General features: G+C 48.0%; 22 protein-coding genes. All 22 read right to left on the bottom strand.

The window, feature by feature from the left end:
- Window positions 1–15: 15 nt before the first annotated feature.
- Window positions 16–534 carry a DNA-3-methyladenine glycosylase gene (locus tag QZZ36_RS05275; RefSeq protein WP_295077938.1) on the bottom strand — a complete coding sequence of 173 codons (519 nt, stop codon included), beginning with the start codon at window positions 532–534 and terminating at the stop codon, window positions 16–18.
- Between the two features lies 1 nt (window position 535).
- On the bottom strand, window positions 536–2,302 hold the full coding sequence (locus QZZ36_RS05270) for an NFACT RNA binding domain-containing protein (RefSeq protein WP_365685718.1): 1,767 nt from the start codon (window positions 2,300–2,302) through the stop codon (window positions 536–538).
- Between the two features lie 192 nt (window positions 2,303–2,494).
- Window positions 2,495–3,322, bottom strand: coding sequence for a putative RNA methyltransferase (locus QZZ36_RS05265; RefSeq protein WP_295077935.1), 828 nt, complete (start codon window positions 3,320–3,322; stop codon window positions 2,495–2,497).
- Between the two features lie 9 nt (window positions 3,323–3,331).
- Window positions 3,332–4,777: a Nif3-like dinuclear metal center hexameric protein gene (locus QZZ36_RS05260; protein ID WP_295077932.1), complete on the bottom strand. Its 1,446-nt coding sequence runs from the start codon at window positions 4,775–4,777 to the stop codon at window positions 3,332–3,334.
- A 99-nt stretch (window positions 4,778–4,876) separates the two neighbouring features.
- On the bottom strand, window positions 4,877–5,152 hold the full coding sequence (locus QZZ36_RS05255; RefSeq protein WP_295077928.1) for a zinc-ribbon domain containing protein: 276 nt from the start codon (window positions 5,150–5,152) through the stop codon (window positions 4,877–4,879).
- Between the two features lie 97 nt (window positions 5,153–5,249).
- Window positions 5,250–5,849 (bottom strand): sigma-70 family RNA polymerase sigma factor, encoded by a 600-nt coding sequence (locus QZZ36_RS05250; protein WP_295077924.1) that lies wholly within the window; start codon window positions 5,847–5,849, stop codon window positions 5,250–5,252.
- 77 nt (window positions 5,850–5,926) lie between these two features.
- The gene (locus QZZ36_RS05245) at window positions 5,927–7,390 is read right to left on the bottom strand and encodes a hypothetical protein (RefSeq protein ID WP_295077921.1); all 1,464 of its coding nucleotides are present in this window, start codon (window positions 7,388–7,390) and stop codon (window positions 5,927–5,929) included.
- Window positions 7,391–7,782: 392 nt separating this feature from the next.
- Window positions 7,783–8,400, bottom strand: coding sequence for a helix-turn-helix transcriptional regulator (locus QZZ36_RS05240; RefSeq protein WP_295077918.1), 618 nt, complete (start codon window positions 8,398–8,400; stop codon window positions 7,783–7,785).
- 199 nt (window positions 8,401–8,599) lie between these two features.
- A complete protein-coding gene (ftsZ, locus tag QZZ36_RS05235; protein ID WP_295077915.1) occupies window positions 8,600–9,748 on the bottom strand; it encodes a cell division protein FtsZ in 1,149 nt (382 codons plus the stop codon).
- Between the two features lie 187 nt (window positions 9,749–9,935).
- Entirely contained in the window at window positions 9,936–11,153 is a 1,218-nt protein-coding gene (locus QZZ36_RS05230; protein ID WP_295077912.1) for an FtsQ-type POTRA domain-containing protein, read from the bottom strand.
- 22 nt (window positions 11,154–11,175) lie between these two features.
- On the bottom strand, window positions 11,176–12,435 hold the full coding sequence (gene murA, locus QZZ36_RS05225) for a UDP-N-acetylglucosamine 1-carboxyvinyltransferase (RefSeq protein ID WP_295077909.1): 1,260 nt from the start codon (window positions 12,433–12,435) through the stop codon (window positions 11,176–11,178).
- 52 nt (window positions 12,436–12,487) lie between these two features.
- Window positions 12,488–13,366, bottom strand: a complete 879-nt coding sequence (locus tag QZZ36_RS05220) for an alpha/beta hydrolase (protein ID WP_295077905.1) — start codon at window positions 13,364–13,366, stop codon at window positions 12,488–12,490.
- The gene (gene murG, locus QZZ36_RS05215; RefSeq protein WP_295077902.1) at window positions 13,363–14,496 is read right to left on the bottom strand and encodes an undecaprenyldiphospho-muramoylpentapeptide beta-N-acetylglucosaminyltransferase; all 1,134 of its coding nucleotides are present in this window, start codon (window positions 14,494–14,496) and stop codon (window positions 13,363–13,365) included. The genes QZZ36_RS05220 and murG overlap by 4 nt, the downstream gene beginning before the upstream one ends.
- Window positions 14,497–14,498: 2 nt before the next feature.
- The gene (locus tag QZZ36_RS05210) at window positions 14,499–15,776 is read right to left on the bottom strand and encodes a putative peptidoglycan glycosyltransferase FtsW (RefSeq protein ID WP_295077899.1); all 1,278 of its coding nucleotides are present in this window, start codon (window positions 15,774–15,776) and stop codon (window positions 14,499–14,501) included.
- 34 nt (window positions 15,777–15,810) lie between these two features.
- Window positions 15,811–16,854 (bottom strand): phospho-N-acetylmuramoyl-pentapeptide-transferase, encoded by a 1,044-nt coding sequence (gene mraY / locus QZZ36_RS05205; protein ID WP_295077897.1) that lies wholly within the window; start codon window positions 16,852–16,854, stop codon window positions 15,811–15,813.
- Window positions 16,855–16,878: 24 nt separating this feature from the next.
- Window positions 16,879–18,318 (bottom strand): UDP-N-acetylmuramoyl-L-alanyl-D-glutamate--2,6-diaminopimelate ligase, encoded by a 1,440-nt coding sequence (locus QZZ36_RS05200; RefSeq protein ID WP_295077894.1) that lies wholly within the window; start codon window positions 18,316–18,318, stop codon window positions 16,879–16,881.
- A gap of 80 nt (window positions 18,319–18,398) precedes the next feature.
- Entirely contained in the window at window positions 18,399–20,819 is a 2,421-nt protein-coding gene (locus QZZ36_RS05195) for a penicillin-binding transpeptidase domain-containing protein (protein WP_295077889.1), read from the bottom strand.
- Window positions 20,820–21,132: 313 nt separating this feature from the next.
- Entirely contained in the window at window positions 21,133–21,633 is a 501-nt protein-coding gene (locus tag QZZ36_RS05190) for a hypothetical protein (protein ID WP_295077886.1), read from the bottom strand.
- Window positions 21,626–22,567, bottom strand: coding sequence for a 16S rRNA (cytosine(1402)-N(4))-methyltransferase RsmH (gene rsmH / locus QZZ36_RS05185; RefSeq protein ID WP_295077883.1), 942 nt, complete (start codon window positions 22,565–22,567; stop codon window positions 21,626–21,628). The genes QZZ36_RS05190 and rsmH overlap by 8 nt, the downstream gene beginning before the upstream one ends.
- A 59-nt stretch (window positions 22,568–22,626) precedes the next feature.
- Entirely contained in the window at window positions 22,627–23,058 is a 432-nt protein-coding gene (locus QZZ36_RS05180) for a division/cell wall cluster transcriptional repressor MraZ (protein WP_295077880.1), read from the bottom strand.
- A gap of 420 nt (window positions 23,059–23,478) precedes the next feature.
- Window positions 23,479–24,780: a SpoIID/LytB domain-containing protein gene (locus tag QZZ36_RS05175; RefSeq protein ID WP_295077877.1), complete on the bottom strand. Its 1,302-nt coding sequence runs from the start codon at window positions 24,778–24,780 to the stop codon at window positions 23,479–23,481.
- 33 nt (window positions 24,781–24,813) lie between these two features.
- Window positions 24,814–25,776: a class B sortase gene (locus QZZ36_RS05170; RefSeq protein ID WP_295077874.1), complete on the bottom strand. Its 963-nt coding sequence runs from the start codon at window positions 25,774–25,776 to the stop codon at window positions 24,814–24,816.
- Window position 25,777: the final 1 nt, after the last annotated feature.

Genomic DNA, 25,777 nt, shown 5'->3' with positions numbered 1-25,777 from the left:
GTGGCTCCGGAAATATCACTTTACGTCGCCGATGAACCGCCATTCGATCTCCTTCCAGTGATCGCCGGCGTAGTCTATTCCGACCCGCGGCGCAGTTCTTATCTCCGGACGTGATCCGTCGTCCTCGAACCATATCTCCTCATTACCGAGGAGAGTTTTCCCGTTGAAGCTCCCGTCTATCTTCATGTTCTTGGTGAGCTTCGCGGGGCCGTCGTACCGTTCCCCCGCTCTGAGCAAAACGCCCTGTGGCTGATCCTTCTCGCCTGTTATGACGTTCATCAGCCAGTGCATACCATAGCAGAGGTAGACATATATCACGCCGCTGCTCCCGTAAAGGAGCTCTGTACGCTTTGTCCTGCCCTTTGAAGCATGGCAGCCCTTATCCTCTTCTCCGCGGTAGGCTTCTGTTTCTGCGATGCGCTCTCTCAGCTCTGTACCGTCAGGAAGTCTGCGGACCAGTATCTTCCCCACAAGGTCAGGAGCTACTTCGAGAACATCGCGGTGAAAGAAGTCCGCGCCGATACGCCTGCTCATATCACACCCTCAGGCTCTGCTCAAGCTCTGTATCGGGCTTGACAAAAGCTGTTCTGTAATTTGTGAAAATGACCTTTCCCGGCTTGGCGCCTGCCGGCTTCTTGACGAATTTTGCAAGGCAGTAATCCACGGGAACAAGTCCGGAATCTCTGCCGCTGCTGTTGACAGCAGCTATCACCGCCGCCTCTTCAATGGTCTTGTCGGGCGGTGTCGCTCCGTCAGTGAGTATCAGCACATGGGAACCTGTTATAAGCTGAGTATGGAGCCATATATCAGATTTCTCCGCAAACTTCAGGCTCAGCTGGTCATTCTGCTTATTATTGCGTCCTACGAGTATGGTAAACCCGTCGCTTGATCTGTACTCTATGGGGGGAAGCGCCTTGGGAGGCTTTGCTTTGCCGCCTGCGTACTTAACATAGCCCTGTTCACGGAGCTCCAGACGAAGCTGTATTATATCATTCTCGGAGGAAGCTCTTGTGAGCGAGTCAAAAACGCTTTCCAGGTACTGGAGCTCATCCTCGCCCTTCTGTATCTGAACGGCAAGCTTTTCCTCTGCCGTTACCGACTTCTTGTATTCATTATAATAATGCTGCGCATTCTGTGCAGGAGTTTTTCTCACATCAAGTGATATCGTCATCTGCGGACAGCTCTCGTCGTAGAAGTTCTCGACTGTAGCGCTGCTGTCGCCCTTCTGTATACGGTACATATTCGCTGAGATAAGGTCGCCGCAGAGCTTTGCCTCATCTTTTCCGGCGCAGGCTGCAAGCTCTTCACGCTGCGCGGCGATACGCCTTGAAGTCCTGTCGGTAAGGTTCATAAGAAGCTTGAAAAGATCATTGGCACGCTGCTTTGTACGCGCAGCACGGTCGCGTTCAGAGTAAAAGTAGTCCAGCAGCTCTGAAGCGCTTCCCAGCTCCTTTGTATACATCAGTGTACCGAACTGTGAAAGGCGTATGAATGAGAAATCCTTCAGCTGTCCTTCCTTGTCGCTTACAGCCGAAAAGCAGCACTCACCGCTTACAAGCTGTTCACGGGTTCGTTTTACAGCAAAAAGGAGCCTGTCGAGCTGATCCTCTGTTATGCTTCCGCTATCTATGTGGGCACCTCTGCCGGCAAAAAACGTCCATTCCCTTGCAAGTATGGGAGAGATTCCCTCGAATATCCTTATCAGCGCCTTGGAGAGCTCCTTCGGCTCTGTACCGGCAAGTCTTTCCTTTATCTCCTCAGGCTCAGCCGCAAGGAAATTCAGCCTGTCATCTCTCGGCGGCATGGTGTACTTCATTCCCGGAAGCACCAGACGCTCACGGGACATATCCTCGTCAACACGCTTTATACTGTCAACGACTTTTCCGTCGCAGATTATTATAAGGTTTGAGCAGCGTCCCATTATCTCGCAGGCAAGAGTAACAGTGACCATATCACCGAGCTCGTTCACACATTCAAAGTCGAGGAAGAGTATCCTTTCAAGGCCGTCCTGCCTTATATCCGTGAGCTTGCCGCTGCCCAGCCTTTTTCTCAGCAGCATACAGAACATAGGCGGAGTCTGCGGATTGTCAACGCTGTTTTCTGTTATATGCACCCTTGCGCTGCCGGCATTTGCCGAGATATACAGCTTTTTGCTGCCGCTTCGGGTACGTACTGATATTATTACTTCCTCACGGGAGGGCTGGTGTATTTTTTCAACTCTTCCGCCGATCAGAGGCAGAAGCTCGTTTCTGACTGCATACAGAAAAGCCCCGTCAAGAGCCATAGTATCATTCCTTTTCAAAAAAATGAACGCAGAGCCCTGTTTTCAAGGTTGCTGCGTCCTCAGAACCGCACGCATACTCTCTTCTCTTATCTGTGTCCGGGCAGATCCCTGAATTTCCGGAAAGATCTGCACTTTCTGAACAGAGTTCAGATCAGCGGCTGCCCGACGGCAGCCACCACACATCTAATAATTATATCATTTTTCCTGAATTTATTCTAACCAAAAATTGCGATATACAAGCAATTCAAAATCAGCTTCAGTGCAAATACTGCCGATACGCGCCAGTCTCTCCTGCTGCTCCCTGCCCGTGCGGTAGTAGTAGGGAGTCATGGAGAACAGCGCGTCTATATCCTCCTGTGAATCAAGGCTTATTTCATAGGTTATCCTCTTCCTGCTTTCAAGCCTGAAGCCTTCCAGCTCATAGGGCTTGACCTCGTTTCTGTAGGGGGTATCGTATATAGCTTTTTTCAGCTCCCAAAGGTGATTTTCCGAGGGTATCACCATTATCATCACGCCATTGTCTTTAAGCACTCTCCGGAACTCCTCGCCGCAATACGGCGCAAAGAGAGTCACCAGCATATCGCAGCTGCTGTCTGCCGCGGGGATATGGAACACGCTTGCCACAGCAAGCTCAGCATCCCTGCAGCGCTTTGCCGAATACTCAACCGCTGCTTTTGAGATATCTATCCCGTACACGTCATAAGCAATATTTTGCTCATGCAACTTATCAATTATTGCGGCGGTGTAATATCCCTCGCCGCAGCCTGCGTCAAGAATCGTTCCACCTTCAAAGCTGTCGCATACCGAGTCACAGATAGCGTCACACAGCGGTGCGTAATAGTCTTTGTCAAGAAATCTCCGTCTCGCCTGCACCATGAACTTGTTATCCCCGTGAACTGTCTTTCCCATATGCTTCGAGAGCAGGAGATTCACATATCCGCTTCTAGCCACATCAAAGCTGTGATTCCTGCCGCAAATATATGCGTTTTCCTTCCGTTCAAGCTTTTCGCCGCATACAGGACATATAAATATACTCATCGGCTCACCTCAGACGTACTCACAGGGATCGATGCTGTTCCCGGATATTTCTATATCCAGCTGCGGGAACTTCTCCTCAAGTACACGCCGCAGTTCATTGAGAACTATATTCTCCGTGTGGAAATGTCCGCAGTCGAACAGCGATATAAGGCTGTTGTTGGCGGATATCCACACATCATGCTTAACATCGCCCGTTATAAGCGCATCACAGCCCTTTGCAAGAGCTTCCCCCAGCATTGAACCGCCAGAACCCGAACAGAATGCTATCCTTGATATCCTGTGTCTGCGTCTGCTCATGCGGACATACTCGCAGCCGAATATGGATTTGAGTCCATTCGCAAGCTCCGCAGGAAGAATAGGCTCAGCAAGCTGAACTATCCAGCCATAGTGTCTGCCGCCGCCTATTTCCTCAAAGGGCTCAGGTTCTCCTGTGAGCCTGTACTTCTTCTCAAGCTCCCTGAGGATAACTCCATTAGTGCCGCCCTCACTGATATCGAGGTTGGTATGCATACATAATGCGGCGATACCGCTGTCTATAAGCTCATACACCGCACTGCTGCGGGTTATGGCTCTGAGCGGCTCAAATATCACAGGATGATGCGAAACAATGAGCTCCGCGCCTTTATTTGCAGCCTCATGCACAACTTCCCGGCTGATATCAAGGGAAAGAAGCACCTTGCTGCACTCCATATCATAATTTTCCACAAGAAGTCCCGAATTGTCCCAGCTGTCCTGAGATGAGAACGGATAAAGGGTATCGAGATATCTGTAAATATCATCTATTTTTACAATGTCGCCGCCATTTTTGATCTTATACGCAAGAGCTGCATAATGCTGTGCTTCCGGACTTTTTCCGCTGCCTTCAAGGGCAGCGCTCACCTTCTCAAGTCTTTGTGCTTCATTTCTGCGGTACTCAGATCCGGGCTCATCGTTTTCAAAAAAGCCGTAAAGCGATTCAAATTCGGTCAGCAGGCGCCAGTCACCTGCATTCTCTGCGACGATTACAACGTACATTTTATCGCCGTCTGCAACAATATGCTCCTCAGTTATCTCATAGCACATTTCATACAGCTTTCGGCGCAGAAGCTCCACCTTTGTCATAGGCTGCAGTATGAACCTGATGTCATAAGGCTTATCAGCTGCGGCATTTTCCATTATTGCGGCGATAGTCTCGCCGCCCATACCGGCAATGACAATATCCGACACACCATTCAGCGAGATATTTTCAAGTCCGTCAGAAAGGACAAGCTCCACGTTATCGCTCACGCCGTACTTTTCAACTGTATTCCTTGCAGATTCAAGGGGACCTTCCTTTACATCAGAAGCTATTACCCTGCTGCACTTGCCGCTCTTCACGAGCTCAGCCGCGAGATAGGCATGGTCTGTACCGACGTCAACGGCAATACCCTCTCCGCTCACGAGCTCCGCTATCTTTTTCAGTCTGTTATCAAGCATTACTGCACCTCATCCATACTAAAAATAGCGCACTGCACAGCAGTACGCATAAACAAAACCAAGCACAGCCGTTTCCGACTGTGCTTTCGGTCTCATAAATTATGCCTCGTTCATCTTTGCGAAGCAATCGCTGCAATAAACTGCTCTTCCTTCCTTCGGCTCGAAAGGAACCTTTGCTTCGCCGCCGCATGATGCGCAAACCGCTGTGTACATTACACGCTCAGCCTTGCCTGCGTTCTTTCTTGCGTCACGACATGATTTGCATCTCTGTGGCTCGTTAACGAAACCTTTCTCTGCATAAAATTCCTGCTCGCCTGCGGAGAAAATGAACTCGTTTCCGCAATCCTTGCAAACTAATGTCTTGTCTTCGTACATAGTACTATACCTCGCTTAATTTTTTTCGACCACGGTTGGATTTCCACCCACATCTTTGTAAAACAACGCTCTGCTGGCTTGAGCTACACGGTCATATTCAATTTGTGTCATGCATAAGCGCACGTATTTTCTTTCTTGCACGCTGCATTGCATTATCGACTGATTTCTCGGTCATCCCCAGCTTTTCCGCAGTATCCTTGTAACTGAGCCCCTGTACGCAGAGCGTAAGGACATTCAGCTCAGTAAGTGAAAGAACAGAACATATATCCTTCCAAAGCTCGGAAAAGAATTCCTTATAAAAATATATACTTTCCGGAGTTTCCTCCACAGACAGTACATCTGCTGCCTCGTCGCTGTCTATCCTCTCGGCAAAGCTGAGGTCCCTTACGGACTTTTTTGACACTGTTCTCATACGGTTGGTGATACACACCTCCGCAAATGTAGAGAACTTCACCCCTTTTCGTATGTCAAAGGCTTCGATAGCTTTAAGCAGACTGATCATACCCTCTTGATGCAGGTCATCGCTGTCGGTCTCGGAGTTTGCATAAATTTCTGATTTAATAAAAACAAGCTTTGAAAAACGTGATACAAGAACAGCAGCGGCTGTTTTGTCTGTCTTGCCGAGAACGGCAAGCTCCTCATCAGTTTTACTGTTAAGTTCATTCAAATTGAAATCCAAATCAAGCAAGATATCCACCCAACAATCTGCATATCCGATCAATATGTTTATTATCCGTTCCCCCGGACCTGCCGGGGAAACGGACAGATATTCTCTTAGTTTTCGCCGTCCTTGGCAGCTTCTTCCTCAGCAGCCTTCAGGAGCTCAGCCATATCAAAATTGAAGTTAGCGCTCTTGTTGCCGTTCTGTACAGGCTTATTCTGCTGGTTCTGAACACTTGCCTGATTAGCGCTGGGCTGTGCCGGCTTATTATTGTTGTTATTGTTGTTGTTCCTGTTGAAGCTGTCATCAGACTTTACCTCGTTCACCTTAGCTGAAGGGAGTTCGGAAATATCAGCCTTAGGAGCCTTCAGGGGCTTGAATTCAGCTCTCGGAGGATCAGCTCTCTTGACAACGCCGTCGTTCTTCTGAACGTCTACAGCCTTGCGAGCTTCGCTGATGATATTCTGAGCGTCGTTCATTCTGCCGGAGCACTGACCTGTAAGGTTATTGAGTACAGAAGCGATATCTGTGAACTTGCTGTTGATGCTCTCGATCTCTGTGAGGAGCATTTCGCGTACAGTCTTTGACATCGCGTTTACCTTATCAGCGTGTGAATTAGCTTCATTTACTGTATTGCGAGCCTGATCGTTAGCTTCCTTGATGCAGGCCTCAGCAGCAACATTTGCATTTGCAACAGCCTTTTCAGCTTCGATATTAGCGTCCTTGAGGACCTGAGCAGCCTTGTCGTTAGCTTCCTTGGTAACCGCCTCAGCGTCTCTCTTGGCCTTGTTCTGGATCTGAGTTACATTCTTCTGAGCTTCTGTGAAGAGAGCGCCCATATCGAATGTAGGAGCAGCGTTCTCCTTGAGATCTGTGATCTCGTCGTTGAGCTTTTTGATCTCAGCGTCCTTAGCGGCAACCGCGTCAGCAGCCTCCTTGGTCTTGGCGTCGAGCTTGCCGGTGATATCAGCGATCTCCTTCTTCTTGGCGTTGAGCTCATCAGTGATCTTGGCGAGCTCCTGCTTAACCTTAGCAAGCTCACCGTCAGCAGCTCCGCCGGCAGCAGCGCCTGCGGCAGCCTTCTGCTCAGCAGCTCTGAGCCTGTTCCTGAGATCCTCTATTTCCTTCTTGGCAGCTTCAAGAGCAGCTGTTGTCTGTGCATTTGCCTGCGGATTAGCAGCACCTGCAGCAGCCTTCTGTTCTGCGGCCTTGAGCTTTTCCTTGAGTGTATCTATTTCCTTCTTGGCAGCCTCCAGAGCAGCAGCAGCCTGCTGTCCGCCGCCCGAAGCCTTGAGCTGTGTGATCGTATTCTGAAGCTCTTCATTTTCCTTTTTCGCAGCTCTGAGAGCATTATTGGAGGTATTGAGCTTCTCCTGGAGGTTCTCTACCTGACCTTTGAGCCTGTTGATCTCTTCAGGGTCAGCCTGTCCTCCTTTATCCTTTAACGCCTTATTTTCTTCTTCAAGGGCAACTATCTTTGAATTGAGTTCGTCGAGGTATGTGATAACGTCCTCTTTGATAAAGCCCTTCTGACCGATCTTGGTCTCTCTTAATACGGTTGGTGTTGGTTCGCTCATGGTACTCTCCGTTCCCCTCGGTCAGACCGAGGTAAAAAATTAAGGAATAAGAACCCATATTCGAGCGCTATGAAGGCGGAGTTAGTGATATTGCATATAAAAAAGCCTTCACAGTCCATGAATACAGGTTCTGATGATTTTGCCTTATGTAAATTATAACATATTTATTATATTATTTCAACTATTGAAATGTAGAAAATTTGAATTGATTTTAGTGCAATTTACTATAAAAATGCAGTAAAAACTGCTCATTTGATATTTTAGAGTCAATGTCTTTACTTTTATGCGTTATAAAAATATATTTAGTTACAGTTTGGAAATACAAAAGCTATACAAAATGTGCTTTTATAAACATCAAGTAAAAAGCCCGAAGGGCTCCTCACGCTTCAGGTTCAGATATATCCGCGGCTTATCAATAATAAAACCGAAAAAATGATAATTTCGATCGCCACACCTATACCCAGGATCAAAACCAAAGCCAGAATGCGTTTCTTCTTCAGTACCTTCCGCTTTTCAAGCTCCGCGGCTTTTTCGATCTCATCGAGAGTTTCGCCGTTCATGAAAGCAATGACCTCGCGGTATGTCTGAACATCGTGCTCCTCCTGCATCTGCCCCATTCTGCGGAATGTTATAAAATCGGCTGTCAGAAACACTCCTGTAAGTACCGCACATAACATTCTCAGCGGCTCGGCATTCAATACAGAAGCGAGCACCCCTGATGCCAACCCTGCAAGCATTTCTAAACCTGCAAGATTATAAAGCTTTTTCATTTCCTTCCCGTCATTCCTGTTAATCGTTTCTTTCATAGTATCAACATCTCCTTTGATAAGTTCATCGAGAGAAACGCCGAAAAGGTCACTGAGGATAAGCAGACTGTGTACGTCGGGATAACTCCTTTCTGTCTCCCAGTTGGATATGGTCTGACGGCTGACATACGCGCGCTGTGCCAGTACCTCCTGCGACCAGCCCTTTTCAGTTCTCAGTTCCTTTATCCTGTTGCTCAGTTCCATACGTTCCACTCCTTTCCGCAAGGGTACTTCCCTTGTCTGAACTCATCATAGCAGACACGGCATATCTTTTCAACCAAAAGTCTTTTGCAGACCTCGAAAATACGCTGTCAAAATCATTTGGCAAGCAGATCTCAAGCCATTCTGCGGCTTTCTCCGCATAAAACAAAAGCGGTTCATAACGAACCGCTTTATATATCTGTTAGTTGCCGAGCATCTTGAAGATGTCGTCAAGATCGTAATCCTGATTTGCTGTTGAAGCCGGTCTCGGAGCACTGCTCGGTGCGCCGAAGCCAAGTCCGTCAATAAGAGGATTGTCGATCGGAATGATATCGTCCTCATGTGTCTCATCTGCGTTTGCTGCAGCAACAGCCGCGTCATTTGCAGAATCCATATCATCAAAGCCTGCAGCGATAACTGTGATAGTCATCTCATCCTGCATATCTTCCTTGAATGCTGTACCGAAGATGAACTCAACTCCGTCAGCAGCTGTATCTGTGATCATCTTTGTAGCTGCGTCAACATCGGATGAAAGGATATCCTCAGACATAGCGATATTGATAAGGAGTCTCTTTGCGCCTGAGATAGATGTTTCGAGAAGCGGGCTGGAGATAACTGCGTTTGCAGCGTCTCTTGCCTTGTCCTTGCCTGTACCGTGACCGATAGCCATATGAGCGTAGCCTGCGTTTCTCATGATAGTGGAAACATCGGCGAAGTCAAGGTTGATATATCCTTCCTCAACGATGAGGTCGGAGATGCTCTTTACACCTGTCTTGAGCACGTCATCTGACAGAGCAAATGACTGTAGCATTGTAAGGGGCTTGTCGAGGCCCACGAGAAGTCTTTCATTAGGGATAACAATAAGGGAGTCAACATACTTTCTGAGTTCGGCGATGCCTCTTTCAGCCTGAGCCATTTTCTGCTCTCTCTCGAAGAGGAATGGCTTTGTAACGACTGCAACTGTGAGGATATCCATTTCCTTTGCGATCTTTGCAACTACGGGAGCAGCTCCTGTACCTGTACCGCCGCCCATACCGGCAGTAATGAAGATCATGTCAGCACCCTTGAGGTGTGTCTCGATCTCGTCGCGGTTCTCCTCGGCACTGCGCTGACCGATCTCAGGCTTGTTGCCTGCGCCTCTGCCCTTTGTGAGCTTTGCGCCGATCGGTATCCTTGTAGTGGCCTTGGACTTGTTGAGAGCCTTGGCATCAGTATTTATTGCGATATATTCTATATTATTGACACCCGAATCTACCATGCAGTTTACGGCGTTTCCACCACCGCCGCCAACACCGATGACCTTAATGTTAACATCGGGTTCGAGTGTTTCCTCGTAATTGAAATCTGACATTTGAACTCCTCCTACTATTTATATTATCCTTTAATTCATCTAAATTTATATATTAATCTATAAATACACTTTATATTTTAGCATATAAAAGCACTTTTTTCAAGTCCTAATTAAACATTTTTTATTTTCGGCGAATTCAACAAGAACGCATATTGAAAACACAGCGTTTTGTACATAGGAGAATCCTTTACCACTGAGCGTCCTGAACGCCGCTGTTGTCGGTATAACCGCTGTTATCCGTTGTCACGGTGCCATAATCGCTGCTGCTGTCGCCGCTCCACTGAGTTTCGCTCACAGAGCTGCCGTAATTGTTGTCCGACCACTGATTATCGCTGTTATCGGACCACTGACTGCCGCTGTTATCCGTCCACTGGCTTCCGCTGTTGTCCGTCCACTGGCTTCCGCTGTTGTCCGTCCACTGGCTTCCGCTGTTATCGGACCACTGATCGCCGGTGTAACCGGAATAATAAGATGTAGTTGTCTGATTTTCTGTTTTACGCTTGTTGTTAGCTTCCTCGAAGAGTGCTTCCTGTTTAGGATCACGCTCACCCTTGATAGGATTGCCGTATTCATCGGTGACTGCTGCGGTAGTAGTTTCGGACGCCCCCGGAACGATAACAGGGCCATCGGTTATCCTGAAACCGATCTCATTGGTGCCGATCATGGTAAGATAGCCTTTTTTGCCTCTGACGTCGTCCTGATTCATAACATTTTCGGCAAGCTTCAGCTTGTATTCCACATCGTTCCAGTTGCCCATCTTGAATATCATTTCATTCTTGTATTTCACGACAATAGCGTGTTCGTCGCTCATATCCACTGTCATTATCTTTTCATCGCCCATTTTTACGATACTTGCAATTAGCTCGCTGAAGGCCTCATTCTTGTGCTTATTGTCCGAAGCGATGATCTTTCCCGGATTTTTCTCTGAAGGATCCAGCCCGTATATTATCGGGAGCCCATCGGTTATAAACCCGTTATCGGCAAGTATCTTTCCTTTTTTGCTAACAAGGAGAGTACCGCTGCCGTAATTCACATTGAAAGCAGGTATGCAGCGTGTTACCGAGATCTCAAGGGACGACGGGAACTTTCTCTTCACTTCTGCGGTCTCCACATACAGAAGTTCATCGAGTATGCGGTTTGCGCTCTTTTTGCAGTCGAGTCTCAGAAGGTTATCGCCCTCATTTATACCCGAAGCAGCAACTATGTCCTCCGCAGAATACATATCCGACTCACCCGTAACACGTATCTCGCTGATATTGAAAAGGAAGGTATAGCTTATTGTTATACCTATGGTCAGAACAAGGAGTAAAACTACAAGACCATAGACATTGGTCCATCTCTGCCGCCTTCTTATTCTTTTGCGGCTGTTCTGCCTTTCAACACTGGTTTTTTCGACGTCTTTCATACTTTCTCCATATCTTTCCGCCTCAGCTCCTGCGCATTTCGCCACCGAGGAGTCTTACGGCTTCTTCCATTTTTTCATATCCTCTGTCGATATGACAGATCTTTGTGATCTCTGAACATCCTTCAGCACAAAGCGCCGCAACAGCCATTGCAGCTCCGCCGCGCAGATCAGTTGCTTCCACATTTGCTCCGTGCAGTTTTTCAACGCCCTTCACAACGGCGACCTTGCCCAGCACCTGTATATCCGCTCCCATTTTCAAAAGAGCGTCCGTATGCCGGTAACGGCAGTCGAAGATGTTTTCCTCAAAGACGCTGGTACCGTCCGCTGCTGTCAGTGCAGCCATGAGTACAGCCTGCGCGTCTGTGGGAAATCCAGGATGAGGCATTGTCCTTATCCTGTCCCTTACGGCTCTGAGGCGTGTACCGCTGCGCATATATATCCTGTTTTCAGATGTATAGATACTGCATCCTGTCTGCTCAAGCACAGAAATGAACGGCTCCATTTCCGGAACGCAGGCATTTGTAAGTATTATCTCTCCCTTTGTGGCTGCTGCCATTGAGAGATATGTCGCTCCGGCTATTCTGTCGGGCATTATTGTATATTCACAGCCGTGAAGCTGTTTTTTTCCGTTTATAATTATACGGCTCTCACCGTCTCCGCTGATATCTGCTCCGCACCTTCTGAGGAAGCTGCAAAGATCGCATATCTCCGGCTCACGCGCCGCATTGTTTATGACTGTCTCGCCCTCTGCGGTGACTGCTGCAAGTATCACATTCTCGGTAGCTCCGACTGACGGGAAGGCAAGGCTTATCTTTGCGCCCTTTGCTCTGCCGCCGAAAGCTCTGCATATTATATCTCCACCGTTTTCGCGGATATCTATCCCCATTTTTCTGAGAGCGGACAAATGCATATCGATCGGTCTCGGTCCGAGCTCGCAGCCTCCGGGGACGCTTACCGTACACTCCCCTGTTCTGCCGAGCATAGCCCCCATGAATATAATGGAAGAGCGCATTTCGCGCATAAGTCCTTCGGGAACGGCTGTGCTGCCGACCGCCGATGAGTCTATCACCGCCGTATTGTCGGAAAATGTGCATTTGCAGCCCACAAAGTTAAGTATTCTTGAGGCTGCGTATACATCGGTAAGAGCTGGACAGCTGTGCAGCGTACATTCGCCGAAGCACAGAAGTGCCGCCGCCATTATGGGCAGCGAGCTGTTCTTGCTGCCCTGCAATGCGAGCTCGCCTCTCAGCCGTCTGCCTCCGTTTATTATGAATTTCTGCATTATACCACCCCACAGCATTTTTATGTATAGTATGCATTGGGGGTGTAATATGTTACTGAGCGCCTATACCGTGCGCTTCAAGGAATCTGCTGAATGTATCCGACATCTCGTCCGGAATGAACGCGTACATCGTATGGCCCTTATCGGAAAGATGCACCTCGGCGCCGCATTGCTCCGCAAAATCAAGACCAGCCTGACGCCATGACAGCTTCCGGCTAAGAGTTTTCATATCGCTGATGAAGCAGCAGCAGGGACATTTCAGACTGCCCGTTTCAAGAGCCTTCTTTGCGTTTTCAGTCATGAGCCGCGACTCCTCGGTATACTCGCTGTTTGCAATATTCTGATAAAAGAGCCTGCGGTACAGCGACTTTTCCGCGGCAGTAAGCTCACTGCCTGTCATAAGTCCCGATATATTTTCAGTCCTGCTTCTTACGAGCTTTGCAAGCAAGCCGTCCTTAGCTATCCTTTTCAGCAGTTTATGCTGCTTTTCAAGGAGCCTTGACCGCTTTTCCTCAGGTATCTCCTCCGCCTGCAATACTGCAAGCCGTGGTACGCCCATATCCATACTGAGAACAGCCTTTACCTCGTCAGGATAGGTATTCGCCCAGTATACCGCCTCAAATCCCGAATAGGAGTGAGGTGCGAGAACATAAGGCGGTTCAAGCCCTGCCATGCGCAGAGCTTCCCTGTCCTCTGAAACGAGGTTTTCGATAGTCCTCGGCGTTTTTGCACGGTCACTGAGACCGTAGCCTGCCTTTTCAATTACGGCTATCCGGTATTTCGCGGACATTCTCCTGTATACCGGCTTGTATTCAAGCACGGGACAGGTAACGCCGTTTCCTGCCATAAATACTATGGTAAGAGCGCCCCTTCCCTCGGTATACACATTCAGAGCCGTTTCGCCGACCTGCACTTTGTTTTCGTAGTTCATTTTCTGCTCTTTTCGATAAGCTTATCTATAACTGCAAGTATTCTCTCATCAGTATCCGAAAGGTGGAGCTTTACCGCACTTTCGGACATTGACTTTACCTTTGCTCTGTCGCCGTAAAGCTTTTCTATCTCAGATATCATGCGCTCATTGGTAACGTCCTTCTGCTCGATAACTACCGCAGCTCCCGCATTTCCAAGCACCATTGCATTGTGGTACTGATGATTTCCCGCAACTATAGGCGAAGGTATAAGAATAGAAGCCTTTCCTGCGGCTTCAAGCTCCGCAAGAGTTGAAGCTCCCGACCGGCATATAACAAGGTCTGCCGCCGCAAGACACACGTCCATATCGTTTATGTACTCGGTTATGCGCAGTCTGTCTGATTTCAGAGGTATCCCTGCAGCCTTCATAGCCTGCGGGAATGTATCCTTACCCATGCCGCCGTAGCCGTGTATGTGGTTTATGGGAAGTTTTTTGCCGGTATGCCACTTTATCACCTCAGTCATGGTGTCGTTTATGCACCCTGCACCGAGACTGCCGCCGAATGAAAGTATAGTGAAGCTGTCGTCGAAGCCCAGCTTCTTCCTTGCTTCCTCACGGCTCATGGTATTGATATTGCTCCTTACGGGAAGTCCCGTAACGCTGTACTCGAATCTGCTCTTGTCCATGAACTTCAAGGCTTCCTCAACGGTCAGCATAACGTAGTCTACTTCTTTTGAGAGGAGTCTGTTTGTTACTCCGGGATAGGCGTTCTGCTCATGTATAGCTGTAGGTATGCCCATTCTCGCGGCTTTCCTGATAACAGGACCTGCCGCGTAGCCGCCGGTACCGACAGCAATATCCGGCTTGAAGCCCTCAATTATCTGCTTTGCCCTTCTTCCTGAGGTCACAAGATATACAAGGGCTTTGGCGTTCCTGCCGATGTTTTCAAGTGATATTTTCCTCTGAAATCCAGCTACCTTTATAGTTTCAAGTCTGTATCCAGCCTTGGGGACAAGCTTTGCCTCCATACCCTTTGGAGTTCCCGCAAAGAGGAATTCCGCGTCCAGATACTTTTCCTTTATTATATCAGCAATGGCGATGCCGGGATTGATATGTCCTCCCGTACCGCCGCACGCGATAAGAACCTTCATGCTCATGCTCCCTCCGGCTCATTGATTTCCATGTTTTTGCGCGATCTCCTTGTACTCTGCCGCGGCTTGTCGTCAGGGTAATACCTCTGCTGTGAAATATTCAGCATTATTCCCATTTCCGCCAGCTGCATGATCAGAGCAGTACCTCCGTAGCTGAAAAACGGCAGGCTTATACCGGTATTGGGTATGAGATTGCTTACAACGGCAAGGTTGAGGACCGTCTGTATGCCTATCTGAGTTGTGATGCCAACAGCTATCAGCATACCGAAACGGTCCTTGCAGCGGACCGCGATAGAATAGCCTTCAACTATGAGAAGGAAGAATACGATTATAATGGCAAGGGCACCGGCAAAGCCGAGCTCCTCACATACTATCGGAAAAACGAAGTCGTTCTTTGTTTCCGGAAGATAAAGATATTTCTGACGGGAGTTCCCCAGTCCCAGACCGAAGAGTCCGCCTGAACCTATTGCGATAAGGGAGTTTGCCGTCTGCCATGTATCGCCGAGCTTGTCGGCAAAAGGCGACTGCCATGATTTTATACGGACGCTTACATAGCTTCCGGGGACCTGTGCCTGCCATGAGATATAGGCAACGGCGATACCGAGAGCCGCAGCGCCCAGTCCGATGAAATGCTTCCTGTTCACACCGCCGCAGAGTATCATAGCTACAGCGATAGTACCTATGAGTATACAGCCGGAGATGTGCTTCTCAAGAACTATTAGCAGCAGATACACACCGAGTATAGCGGCATATTTCACTACACCGGTTCTGAAGGTATTCATTTTCTTGCCGTCGCGCTCCATGCTGTAGGCAAAGAAGATTATCAGTGCCAGCTTTGCCACCTCAGAGGGCTGAAGGTTGATGGGACCTATATCTATCCAGCGTCTTGCGCCCATGGTGCCGCCTTCGTCGTTGCCTATCAGGAGTACCGCAACAAGAAGTACCGCTCCGCCGATATACATAATGCTTGCGATATTGAGCTTCTTCAGGAGGGGCAGCTTCAGGTTCTTGAAATTATGATAGTCCATCTTCATGAAAAATATCATGGCTATGAATCCGATTATCGCATTCTTTGCCTGATTCTTGGCATAGTAAAGACCATCGCCGCCGTGCTCGCTGTATGCCCACGCATAGCTTGCAGAGGACATCATTACGATACCGACAACAAGCAGTATCATAACATAAGCAAAGAACGAAAGACTCAGGTCTCCGCGCCTGCCGCCCGAAAACGGGTTCGGAACGGCACTGTTCTTTTTGGTTTTAGTTTTGCTTGCAGCCATTTTTCCTCCTAAGGTACGATGAATTTATGCCGGCTCAGAATACCAGCAGTGTAATTATTCCCAGAACTCCGAAAATAATGCCGCAGAGTGAAAAAGTTATCACTATCCTGTACTCGCTGAAGCCGCTCATTTCAAAGTGGTGATGTATCGGCGTCATCTTGAATATACGTCTGCCCTCTCCGTACTTCTTTTTTGTACGCTTGAAGTAAAGCACCTGTATAACGACCGAGAGAGCTTCGAGGATATAGACCATTGCAACAAGTATAAGGAGCAGATGCTTGTGGAGAATAAGTCCCACGCCTGTTACGGCTGCTCCGAGGAACATCGAACCCGTATCGCCCATGAAGCATTTCGCAGGGTTCAGATTCCAGAGCAGGAAGCCGAGACAGCCGCCGGCAAGCGCCATAGCAAAGCATATCATCTCGTACTGTTTAAGTATTGAGCAGCATACCGTGAATATCAGCATGGCTACAAAGGTGACGGAGCCGCAGAGCCCGTCTATACCGTCTGTGAGATTTACCGCATTTGTAAGGTAAATTATCAAAGCCATCATAAGTATATAATAGAAAATGCCAAGCGAAGGACTGGTCCAGAATCCCAGGTCTATCTTTGTGGATTTATCGCCGAAGCAGCGCAAAGCAAAGAGGAATCCCACGGAAAAGACAAGCTGCATGGCTATTTTCTGCCAGCCGGTAAGACCGTCGTTCTTCTTTCTGACAACCTTCAGGAAATCGTCGATAAATCCGATAAGTCCGAAGGAAGCCGCATATACTATACAGCTGAGCATCATGTAAAAGCCGTTGAAGCTCTCCTTATCGGTGGCATCTATGCCTGTTTTCCATCTGCATATCCAGTAGCCGGCAATGGCGGCGATTATGGTGGATATAATGAACATGAAACCGCCCATTGTGGGAGTTCCCTGCTTTTTCACGTGCCATTTCGGACCGTCCACGGTCTTTATAGGCTGACCGAACTTTATCCTGTGCAGGAAAGGAACGAGGAATATACCAGATACTCCTGCGATAACGAATGACAAAAGCACTATCAGAAGGTTGATTATCCAGAAAGACATTGACATTTTTTTATAACAACTCCAGTTTTCTTATTGATCGAGCAGTTTAAGTCCGTCAGCGACGACCTCACGCTCGTCGAAGTGGATATGCTCCATGCCCGCAAGTATCTGATAATCCTCATGTCCCTTGCCGGCAAGTACTATTATATCACCTTTCTCAGCAATTTTCAAGGCATGATATATAGCTTCCCGTCTGTCGGTCACAACATCGTAGTTCACGGACATTCCTTCAAGTCCTGCAAGTATGTCGTCGATGATAGCCTCCGGCTTCTCGTTTCTCGGATTATCCGAGGTAACAATGAGTTTATCAGCGTATTTTGCCGCAGCCTGTGCCATTTTCGGACGCTTTGCCGCGTCGCGGTTGCCGCCGCAGCCGAAAAGGCATATCAGGTCGTTTTCCGTATATTCCTTTACGCTTCTGAGGATATTCTCAACAGCGTCGGGAGTGTGAGCGTAGTCGCATATCACAGTAAAGTCCCTGCCCGTAGGGATTATCTCGCAGCGACCCTTTACGCCGTTGTACTCCTCTATAGCCGGGATTATGCTGTCTATGCCGAGACCCTCCTCAATGCAGACAGCGATAGCCGCGGTTATGTTCGATACATTGAAAAGCCCCGGCATCCTTGTCTTTATGAGGTGGGACTTTCCGTCCCTGCAGAACCAGAAGCTTGAACCAGTGGACTTTATTTTTATGCCGTCCGCATAGATATCCGCGTTTTCCTTTACACTGAAGCCGTACTTCCTGCAGCTTATCTCACCCATGAGACGTCTGCCGTAATCGTCGTCGATGTTGACTACAGCGCAGCCGCAGATATCGAACAGCATCTTCTTAGCCTGATAATAGTCCTCCATATCCTTGTGATAATCGAGGTGATCCTGCGTAAGATTGGTAAATACAGCGACATCGAAGTATGATGAGCCTATCCTGTACTGGCAGAGACCGAAGGAGGATACCTCCATGACAACGTACTCGCAGCCTGCGTCCGCCATTTTAGCCAGCAGCTCCATGAAATCATATGCCATAGGAGTAGTATTGTCAGTGTGCAGCACCTCGTCGCCTATCTCGTTCTGTATAGTACCCACAAGACCGGTCTTGTGACCGTTCTTCATCAGGATATGCTTTATCACGTTTGTAATAGTGGTCTTGCCGTTCGTACCGGTAACACCTATCATTTTCATCTTACGCTCCGGGTGGCCGAACCACGCAGAGCAGATCTGTCCGTAGAGCTTTCTTGAATTACCGGTGATTATCTGTCTGTCACCAAGTCCGAGATCGCGCTCACAAACTACAGCCGCCGCACCCTTTTCAAGCATTTCCGCAGCCGCGGTATGTCCGTCAAAGCTTCCGCCTTTAACGCAGACAAAGAGGCTGCCCTCAGTCACCTTGCGCGTATCATCAGTCACGGAACTTATCTCGGTATCGCCTATGGCTGTAACAGCATTATCTTCTATAAGGTCGCTCAATTTCATCTTGTCTGCCTCCTGTCTTTCTGCTTCTCTTTCTTTATTATGTTTATGATATCCGCTGAAAATATACCGCGTTCATTTTGTCAGTCGGTAAATGTTTCGGTTTCAAATTCCAGTTCCACGACTGTTCCCTTTGGCACCATCGTCCCTCCGGCGTAGCTCTGTTTCTTTACGTATGCTCCGTCCTGCACGTTCAGGACTCCCTTTGCGATATAATTGAGACCTGCCTGGCTCAGCGACTGATTCGCTACTTCCATAGAGCAGCCCACGATAAACGGTACCTGTACCATCTTCTCGCTTTCAGTATACTTTTCCGTATAAAGGTATATACAGCCGTCCTTGGCCATAGTTCTGCCGGTCAGCGGAGACTGCTCAACGACTTCGATACCGTTTCCGTACTCAACGTGCTTTACGCCCTTTTCGTCCAGTATCCTTACAGCGTCGTCAATGCTCGAACCCGTGAGCTGAGGCACATTTATGTCAAGGTTTTTGAGTTCTTCCTCGTTATACTCCGGACTCATTCCGAGATAAGGCAGGAGCTCGTCGAGCATATCAGCCGCGCACGGCTTTGCAACGCCGCTTCCGTAATAAGCACCCGGTGAGTTGTCCGGCATATCCGCAAGCACAAGAAGTATCAGTTCCGGATCGTCAGCAGGAGTGAAGCATATATATGAAGCTCCGTACTCAAGACCGTTTCCTTCGGTTATGTTATTATCGTTCAGATTGCGCACTACTTCCGGTTCGCTTCGTCTTTCCGATGTACCGGATTTTCCGCCGATAGCATAGCCCTTGATATAAACATTGCCCTTCTGGTTATCGACAACGACCGTTTCAAGAGCCTCACGCATTTTAGCGGAGGTGTCCTCGGATATGACCTGACGTCTTACGGTGCGTTCGTTTTTCAGAACTATATTGCCGTCGCCGTCAACTACTCTGTCAACAACATAGGGCTGGAGGAGATAACCGCCGTTTACAGCGGCACTGCACGCTGTTATGAGTTCTATGGCAGTAACAGTCTCGCACTGTCCGAATGAGGAATATGCAAGGTCGATATGGGTCATTGCCTCTCTGCCTTCAGTTTTTACAAGCGGAGGTATATCGCCGACAGCCTCCGCAGGAAGATCTATGCCTGTTTCCTCCTTGAATCCGAAGGCTTCAAAATAGCTGTGGAATTTCTCTGCGCCGAGCAGCTTTCCGAGCGCCATAAACGCCGGATTGCAGGAATCCGTAAGAGCCTGCTGAAATGTCTCGACTTTATGTCCGCCTGTTTCGTGACAATGTATAGGGAAGTCCTTATCACCGTCCTTGAACCATTCAACGCCGCTGCAGTAATGGGTCCATGTCTCCGTATCTATTGTTTTTTCTTCAAGTGTTGCTGCAGCTGTTATTATCTTGAACACCGAACCGGGTTCGTAGCGCTCGCTGATGCACTTGTTTCTCTTCTGCCTTTCGAGCACCTCTGACTCGTATTTCTCCTCGTCTTCCTTGGTGGGATTATATATCGCCTTTTCTGCGTATACCTTCTGATACAGCATATCGGTGTTTATCTCTTCGGGCTTGTTGAGGTCATAGCTCGGATACTGCGCCATACCCAGTACAGCGCCTGTCTTGGGATTCATGAGTATAGCACAGGCACGGTTCTTTATATAATGCTCATCGCACATTTTCTTGAGATTTTTTTCAAGTATGTACTGTATCTCTCTGTCGATGGTGAGATACACGTCCGAACCGTCCTTGGGATCATATGTCTTTGAATACTTGTACGGAAGAGCGTTTCCGTGGGAGTCCTTGGCAGATATAGTTCTGCCGTCAACGCCGGAAAGATACTTGTTGTAGGAGGCTTCCACGCCGTAGAATATATTTCCGTTCGTATATCCGACAACGCTTGCCGCGAGATCCTCCTGAGGATAGTAGCGCTTTGTATCCTCGACATAGCCTATGGAAACAAATCCCATATTGTCAAAATACTCGTTAATATCATCGACAATGGATTTTTCCACCTTGCTCTTCAGTTCCTTGTACTGTGTATCCGCTTTCAGCGCCGCCGAGAACTTGCTCTGAGCAATTTCAAGCTTTATGGATATGAACTCTGTAGCCTTTGCCACAAACTCATCTGAAGAAGCCGGCAGCACATCGAGCTCGTTTCCTTCCTCGTCAAACTTAGGCACATAATTGCCGTTTGCCTTGTCAAGATTTCTCTTGTCTATGCGATTCTGGAGCCTTTTTACGTCCTCGCTGAACTGCTTGGGATCAACAAAGACTGTATACACTGTAGCGCTCTTTGCGAGAGCCACGCCCTTTGAATCATATATAGAGCCTCTGTGGGCTGATATCGTCATAGAGGCAAAGTGCTGATTATTTGCCATATTCTGATATTTCTTGTTATCGAGGACCGATATCTTGAAAAAATTCGCAGCAACTGCCACGAAGAGTACGCTGAATACAGCCGTCATTACGAATTTCGTCCTGAACTTCATGGCCTTTGACGGATTTGTATTTATCACTGAAAAATCTTCCTTCCGTGATGATCTGTATAAATAAATAAAGGCAGGGTATTTATATGCCCCGCCTCTGAACATCTTATTTTTTTCTGGGATGTCCTTTCTTTTGATACGACGAAGGATTTATCGCTATTCAAGCGTGGAACTGCCGCTCCCGGATCCTTTATTCCGCCCGGATCCGGGAACTGCGATTCCGTTATTACGATCACCCGCTGTATCTCCTTGTTCTACATATAACTTCGGCATTTATATATATTTTGTTTCGCCGATAGTGTTCATTTTATACAGGCAGTCCGTTGTTATATTTATATTGGTACTACCCTCTGAAATATTCCACGCACTTGTCGAAAAAGGACTTTATTTTCGCTATCAGACCTTTTTCCTGCTCAGGAATAGTTACGACGTCGTCCGTCTGTATGGCAATATAATTTATCTGTGAGGAGTTTATCTTCTCCATTCCAAGAGATCTTGCATATTCCTCAATACTCTTGGCAGAAACCTTGCCTTCAAGTTCAGACTGGAGTCTTACATTTTCGGCTGCGGCGCTATCGAGCTTCTCGTTCAGGGCGAATACCTTGTTGTACATTGTATTGCGCTTGTCAAGCGAATAGATGACCGAGCCAAGCAGTGCGGCTGCCAGAAGGGATACAAATATGATCATCATCACGGAGCCGCTGCGGGCTTCATTCTTTCTCATCTGTATCTCGGTCTTACGCTCAGTTCCATCACGCATAACGTCGCCTGTTCCGGTTGTCTCGTCCGAGCCTGCATCGTCATAGCTTTCGTAGTTATAATAGCGTACAGTGTTTTCAGCCATTGCTTTCCGCACTCCTTTCTATTATTCTGAGCTTTGCGCTTCTGCTTCTGTTGTTTCTTTCGAGTTCTTGTTCTTTAGCCTCCAAGGGCTTTCTGTTCACAAGTTTTCCCTGCGGCTTGCGTCCGCATACACACTGGGGAAAATCCGGCGGACAAATACAGCCTCTGCACCATTCCGCAAACTTCTGTTTTACAAGTCTGTCTTCAAGGGAATGGAAGGTTATTACTGCAAGGCGACCGCCTGCCCTCAGACTGAAGAAAGCCTCCTCAAGTCCTTTTTCAAGGTGCTCGAATTCTCCGTTGACAGCTATTCTTATTGCCTGAAAGGTCTTCTTACAAGGGTTCTTTTCACGTCTCGCTTTCTGAGGAACGCTTTCTCTTATGATGTCCGCAAGCTGCAATGTTGTTTCTATCGGTGAATCTTCCCTTGCCTTAATGATATTTGAAGCTATTCTTCTGGAGAATTTTTCTTCTCCGTACTCAAATATAATTTTTGCAAGCTCAGCTTCCGAAAAGTTATTCACAACATCGGCTGCGCTCATTCCCTCCTTGCTCATTCTCATATCGAGCGGAGCGTCAGAGTGGTAAGAAAAGCCTCTGCTTCCCTCGTCAAGCTGAAATGACGAAACGCCAAGATCCATAAGGATACCGTCGGCATAGTCGATATCAAGTTCATCGAGGACCGCTCTTATCTCAGAGTAATTCCTGTGGAACACCCTTGCATTTGGGTATACAGACAGACGCTGTGTCGCTACAGCGACTGCGTCCGGATCTCTGTCAAGAGCGATGAGCCTGCCCTTTTCACCGAGGCGGGCTGCAATTGCAGAGGAATGACCTGCTCCTCCTGCGGTACCGTCAACATAGATACCGTCGGGACGAATGTCAAGTCCTTCGATACATTCCTCAAGCATTACAGGTATATGGCTGAATTCCATTAAACAATTCTCTCCTTACAGCCGACGTTATATCGGCAACGAAGGCAAAAACGTCCGCATCAGATAACAAGATCCTCGAGTGCCTCGTTGATCTCTTCCTGACTGATGCCACTGTTGAATTCTTCCCACTTGGACTTATTCCATATCTCAGCTCTGTTGTTTGAGCCGATAACGACCACCTCATCGGTGATCCCGGCGTGATCCCTGAGCTGCTGTGTGATAAATATACGTCCCTGCTTATCGGGGGTCTGCTTATCCGCACCTGCAAGGAGCTTACGCCTGATGTCGGCGCCCTTCTTGCCTGTTATGGAATAAAGCTTATCACAGTAGTCCTGAAATGCTTCCGGCGAGTAAACGGCGATGTAAGCGTCATCATGTCCCTGACAAAGGAAGAATTCAGCTCCGAGTATCTCTCGCAGCTTTGTGGGGAAGCTCATACGACCCTTCTGATCTATGCTGGGGTAATATGTACCGCATAACAGATCTGTCATAGAACTTCGCCTTCCTTTCTTGTAACCTCAGGAATGATTCACCACTTTTTGGAAAATTTCACATCCAATCACCTTTTTTCACCCTAAACCTATTTTAGCATTAATAGAGCAAAAAAACAATTCGTGTTTTCAATGATTTTTCTCCACAAAATCAAAGATATTTCGTCGATTTTGTTCAATCATTAACTTGCGGTTAGCAAGAAAAGAAACAAACGTTTTCTTTTTCGTTAAATATTTTTCAGTAATTTCACCTTTTTTCACCTTTTCGGATAATTTCAAGGAATTTTTCACCTCTTGGCTTCACCTTTCATCACCCAAAAGGAGAAATAAGTCTCTGAATACGATGAGACACCTGCCCCACTGATACCCAAAGACTTATTTCTTTTGTTCTATGTTCGTATACGGCACTGAGCCGTTTTATCAATCGTATGTATATGTAAGATTGAATTTAGATGATTTCAGTCCCATTCTCTGCGAGAAAGGATATCCCTTGACCGTTGTCTGACCGTCTATGCAGACTTCGGTGACATAGCCTGTTTCTTCAGAGTATACAGGCTGGATCCAGTTGCCGGGATCATCGGAAAGAGTTACGTGATAAAGCGACTCAAGCTTCTTCTTCACGTCCTCCGCGCTCATATATGTAACTGTTCCCCAGTGAGGATCAAAGGCTGCGTCGAAATCGCTGGGCACGCTTCTGAGATACGGGTAGTCAGCGTAGAATACCTCATAGCAGTTTGCGGAGCAGCCGCCGCTCGAAGCGGAGAACACTGTAAGAGCGTAGCTGCCGTCGTAGAAGAGAGCCTCGCCGAGAACGTCGTTGCAGGCGTCTATAACTATCTGCGGAGGATCAGGCTTGCCTCTGAGATCGCTTGAATCATCTCCGTTGTATTTCAAATAAGTATATACAGCGACTGCCTGAGCCTTGATAGCCTCATAGGAGAAGCTACCGCCAACCTCGCGGTTAACGATCTCCGAAACCACCTTCAGGGTATCTCCTGCAGGCTGATGGGCTATAGTGAGTTCTTCCTCTTCAGTCTCCTCTGTATTCATCAGTTCAGTTCCCGGATAGTAATGGTACAGGATATCCTGATAAGTCCATCCGGCATAAGCCGCGTAGAAATTAGCGCCGTTCTGGCTCATTCCGACGCCGTGTCCCCAGCCGTAGGTAACAAAGGCGAATTTGCCGGGCTGCTCCTCAACGTCCGGAGCTGTTCTTTCAGCCGGTATATCACCGACAGCAGCACCGGAGGTAACTCTCTCCACGACTGTAGGCTCCTTTGTATGGCTTGTTGCCGCGTGTTTTGACAGAGTAGGCGTAGCCTTTCTGAGAGCGTTTTTCTTTTTAGCAATGCTTTCCTCAAGCGCCTTGCGCTCTTCCTCGGAAAGACCGGCGTAAGGATCAACAGGTTCGCCGACTTTTGCCATTTCCGGAGTAGCAAGCTCATAGCTTACAAGCGAAAGACTGGAACCGTAATCGCTGACATCAGCTTTTTCCCAGTCCTCAGGCATTGTGATATCCCTGTCCTCTTTTTCGTCAGAGACTTCAGAAACTGCTTCCGTTCCCGCAGCTGTTGTTACATCAGCAGTCGCCGTCTCAGTGACTGACGACGTAGTGGTCAACGTGGTATCTTCCTCCGCAATGGTCACGCTTGAAGAAGCTGATATGACCAGGGCGCCGGAAGTCAGAGCTGCCGCACGTTTAAGCATTGTCTGTACCTTCATAACGATCTCCTTTTATTATAATAGTATAGCCGCTTACTGCTGAGGCTGCTCCTCAGCCTGCTTTGCAGCGTTTTCAGCAGCTTCCTTCTGTGCCTTCAGGAATTCCTCAGTATGCTGCACTGAATTAAGGTCTCCTGCTACCTCGCCGTCCCTGAGCTTTCTTGCCACGACTATGAAACGAGAGTTGTCCCAGTCCGCATAGCAGGTAGAGAGGGTCAGGAGCTGATCGCCGTACTTCACATCTATGCCTGTATCTATACACCATGAGCGTTTACAGCAGTCGATGTAGAAGTTGAATTCCTCTTCAGTGTCTATCTCTTCCATATTCCAGTAATGGAAGTCTGTAGCGTCATAGGTTCCGCTTGTAACAAGGAAAGCAAAAATAACGTAATCGTAATCCCTGTAATTGGAGCTAACCTTTATAAAGGGGTACTGATTGTAAAAATCAGCTCCGGAGCGGTATTTTCTGAGGGAGCCCATCATAGTGCCGTCGTACCAGTTATGACCGTAGATAACAAGGTTTTCCGAATGCTCGGCTTCATTGCTGCCGAATATATTGCGGTAATCCGCAAACAGGCTTCCCCTGTCGTAATACTGTCTGAAAATATCCTTTTCAAGATAGTAGGAATCGGGTATATAACTACCCTCTCCGTAATACGGGTCACTTCCGTTGAGCTCTCCCGGATCCAGCAGGAACGGGTAATCCACCTGTGTACCGTCTATCTTGATATAACCCATTATATCCTTGTTGAGCCGTTTAAGTGACTTTGTCCTCTCGCACTCACCTGTTCTTGAAGGAACGTAAGAGTACCTGTCCGAGAGATTTTCCGGTATCAGCGGCTCAGTGGTCGTTTCCACAGGGACTGTCGTTTCCTCGCTTTTGCTGATTGTCGGTACCTGTTTCTTGTCGTTATTGAGAAAAACAGCCACAGCGCCGAGTCCCAGCGCAGCCGCACAGGCGGCACAGGCTGAAATTATCTTGATAGATCTGCTCATA

Origin of the sequence: Ruminococcus sp., from assembly GCF_016287535.1 — a bacterium.
Classification (GTDB): domain Bacteria; phylum Bacillota; class Clostridia; order Oscillospirales; family Ruminococcaceae; genus Ruminococcus.
Note: the sequence above shows the minus strand (reverse complement) of the source record. Positions and strands in the feature narration are given on the sequence as shown.